The organism is Adonisia turfae CCMR0081, from assembly GCF_011009555.1.
GTDB classification, from domain to species: domain Bacteria; phylum Cyanobacteriota; class Cyanobacteriia; order Phormidesmidales; family Phormidesmidaceae; genus Leptothoe; species Leptothoe turfae.
In genome coordinates, this window is the sequence record NZ_QXHD01000004.1 from 3,164,049 (window position 1) to 3,166,972 (window position 2,924).

Annotated in this window: 3 protein-coding genes; 2 read left to right on the forward strand and 1 reads right to left on the reverse strand. The window is 53.2% G+C overall.

Annotated elements, in window-relative coordinates; genetic code table 11:
* Together DXZ20_RS17795 and DXZ20_RS17800 are read left to right on the forward strand one after the other, a co-directional pair.
* Positions 1–1,304 (forward strand): Uma2 family endonuclease (locus DXZ20_RS17795; protein ID WP_250565804.1); only part of this gene is annotated, 1,304 nt, incomplete at its 5' end.
* On the forward strand, positions 1,259–1,441 hold the full coding sequence (locus DXZ20_RS17800) for a hypothetical protein (RefSeq protein ID WP_163699590.1): 183 nt from the start codon (positions 1,259–1,261) through the stop codon (positions 1,439–1,441). The genes DXZ20_RS17795 and DXZ20_RS17800, both read left to right, overlap by 46 nt.
* A gap of 30 nt (positions 1,442–1,471) precedes the next feature.
* Here DXZ20_RS17800 and DXZ20_RS17805 read toward each other — a convergent pair whose 3' ends face one another.
* Positions 1,472–2,878, reverse strand: coding sequence for an AAA family ATPase (locus DXZ20_RS17805; protein WP_163699592.1), 1,407 nt, complete (start codon positions 2,876–2,878; stop codon positions 1,472–1,474).
* Positions 2,879–2,924 lie beyond the last annotated feature (46 nt).

Consider the following 2,924-nt stretch of genomic DNA (forward strand, 5'->3'; position numbering starts at 1 on the left):
CCCAAGAGATTGATTTACAACTTTGTCGGTGGCCTGAGATTCGGTTTGAACTCATCGAGGGACAATTTTTAGTCGGCGGTACCCTGGCAGGCAGTCGCTGGTTGCTCAAAGAAGCATTGCTGGGCTGGGGGTTAGACGCTGCCATTGCCTTTGCTCCCCTAGACCAATGGTGGGAGGCTCTACGACAGGCCTACGATGTCTCCCACACCACCGAAGCAGACTGGCTGACCTGGGCCGACGCATTACCCCTATCCTCTGACTACCGCCACACTCAAAATCCACCGCTGGGCTCCAGGTATACCGGTGAGCATCGCTGGGTGCGAGACTACCTCAGACAGGCCCTGAACAGTGCCGTTAGCCGTGGCCACCTGGGTAAATGTTCCGGCCCTAACTACGGTATGCAGCTGGGAGCCAACATGCTGACCCCAGATATTATGCTGATCACGGCAGAACAGTTGGCCCAGGATATCTTGCATGACTATTTTGTCGAGACAGCGGCCCACCTGGCGATTGAAATTGTTTTACCGGAGCAGCGTACTGTTGATGAACAGGTGCGACGAGCCATCTATGAACAGGCTAAATTACAGCATTATTGGACCGTTGATCCGGTGGAACGACAGTTTACCTTTTGGCACTGGACTGCTGAAGGATATCAGGCAGGTGAGCTAGACCCAGATGGATGCTACAGAGGTATTCCAAATCTGAGCTTTAGTCCAGATATTTTCTGGCTGCGGTACGATCAAAAAGTCTCTCCCTATGAGCAAAAGCTACCTGCCTTTACCAGCATTGAACAACCTCGTCGGTGGTGCTTAGAACGAGAACCGGGAACCGAACTAAGCTACGGCAGCGTTCGATTTGTCCCTGAGGTCGGTCTAGGGCCAACCCCCATTAGCCTGGAACAGTTTGTTTCCTGGTGTCCTGAAACCAAGCTGGAAGGTCCGCCATTTCCGCTAGTGGGGGGAGAGACTGGCACAAGAAATGCGATCTCACTCCTACTAACAACCCTGGGCCTGGTGGAAACCGTCAAACTAGCCGCAGGTTACGAATGGGTCCGCGCCCTACGCCGAGCTGCCCAGCAGCAACAGGCTCAACGACGAGAGGTTTGGTGGCAGCGCACCCGCGAGATTGTTGAACAGCTAAAGACCACCCATGGCATTGGCGGCATCGGTATCATTGGGTCACTGGTGGATGCAGCACCGCTCAACCGGTGGTCCGAGATTCATCTGATTCTTTGGGATGTGCCCCAGGAGGTGAAGCTGTGGCAGGTACACGCATCGTTACCAGTGATTTACCGATTGAGCTGACAGAGGCAATCTGGGCACTCCCCGGCGTTTGGCAAGAGATGTCTGAACGGATGCAGGTGCTGGAGGGTCAGTGGGAGGGCTACGGTCCGCGCCCACGGGAACGGATGCGGTTTCGGTGGGTAGAGGATGAGGAATAGGTGCGATCTCACGACATTCAATAGTCTGAATTAGCCATCAAACGTCAGCTGTTTCAGATGAGCCAGGGATACACTGCGGATAAGGTTGTGCTGTTTGAGCATGAGCTGGGAGCCTTCGGTCATTTCTTCTACCAGGTAGCGATCGCACAAAATTTCCAATGCAGTTGCCTGCTCAACCTCAGACTGTTGCCAATCTTCTAAATGGCTGAGCCACCAGTCGTCTGGAACGGGACAGCGATAGACCGAGGCTTCACAGAGCAGGATGTAAGCATATTTTGCATCCTGCCGTAGACGCGCAAAGGTTTGTTCCAGGCGCTGCTGCACATTGCGGCGAAGGGCACGGGTAAAGCGGTCCAGCTGCCACTTGTCGTCTGCTCCAGTAGTTGCGCCTTCAGCGGCAGCAGCAATGGCCTGTTCTACCGCTTCGATTTCATGACCGTAGCGTTGCCAGTAGGCAGCAATGTTGCCATAAAACGGATGACTGCCGATTTCCCCCAGGATAATGCGCAATGCCAGGGGATGGCCTTCGTAGGCTTTACCGATGCGCAGCAGTTCTGGAGCAGACTCTGGAGCAAACCCTGTTCTTAAAAAGAGAGCATATTGCTCAGGTTCTGATAGGCCGCTCAGGGGTTTACAGTGCCAGAAGTTTTGATACCGTGAGCCAATCTCTGCAATTTGGGTAGGCAGTTCTTGGGACGTGAGAATAAAACGGCTTTGGAACGTGTCACTGGCCAAGACAGCTCTGAAAAATGCCACAAACCCGCTGTCCTTAAATTCGCTCCAGCCATCCTGTTCATTGCCTTGCAAAATCTGTTCAAGGGAGTCGATCACGATCACGTAGTTTGTAGCCTGCAAATGCTGTACTAAACGCCGGGTTAACAACTGTGGGTCAGTGCGATCGTCAGGGGTAACCACTTCGCCACAGGTTTCTAACAGGCTAGCCGCTACGCTGGTAAAGTCTGTAGATTTCTCCTGGTTGTCAAAGTTTACCCGCAGTAATTGTCTAGTATTCTCTTGCAGATCTACCGATAGCCGCTCAGCCAGAGCTGTTTTACCCACCCCAGCGATACCCGTTATCAACAATAGACGGCAGGCCCCTTTCACCTTAGTCGTTAGCTCCTGGGTGAGAGATTTTCGGCCAACCCACAGTGGATCATAGGCAAAAAAGTGATCGAAATCTGCTTCCTGTATTGGCTCAGTTTCCTCCACCGATGTTTCTTGAGGCTGAATCATCACCCGTGGGTCCAGTCCTAGCGCTTCACAGATTTCTTCAAACTTAGCCACCGATACCTTAATGCCCCGACAAAAGTTATTCACCGTAGACAGGGCCACCTCTAAATGACCTGCCAGGTCTCCCTGGGTGAGGAAACCATTGCGCTCCAGGGAAAGGGCCACGGTGGTGCGATGATCAGGGTGGACGCAGAGGGAGCGGGGCATGGGGGAGGCAGTTGGGTGGGTTGATTAGATTTTAACAAGGGAGTAG

What these genes read in the sequence shown, in the direction of transcription:
- DXZ20_RS17805 (WP_163699592.1), bottom strand. Translation starts at nt 2,878, where the DNA reads ATGCCCCGCTCCCTCTGCGTCCACCCTGATCATCGCACCACCGTGGCC.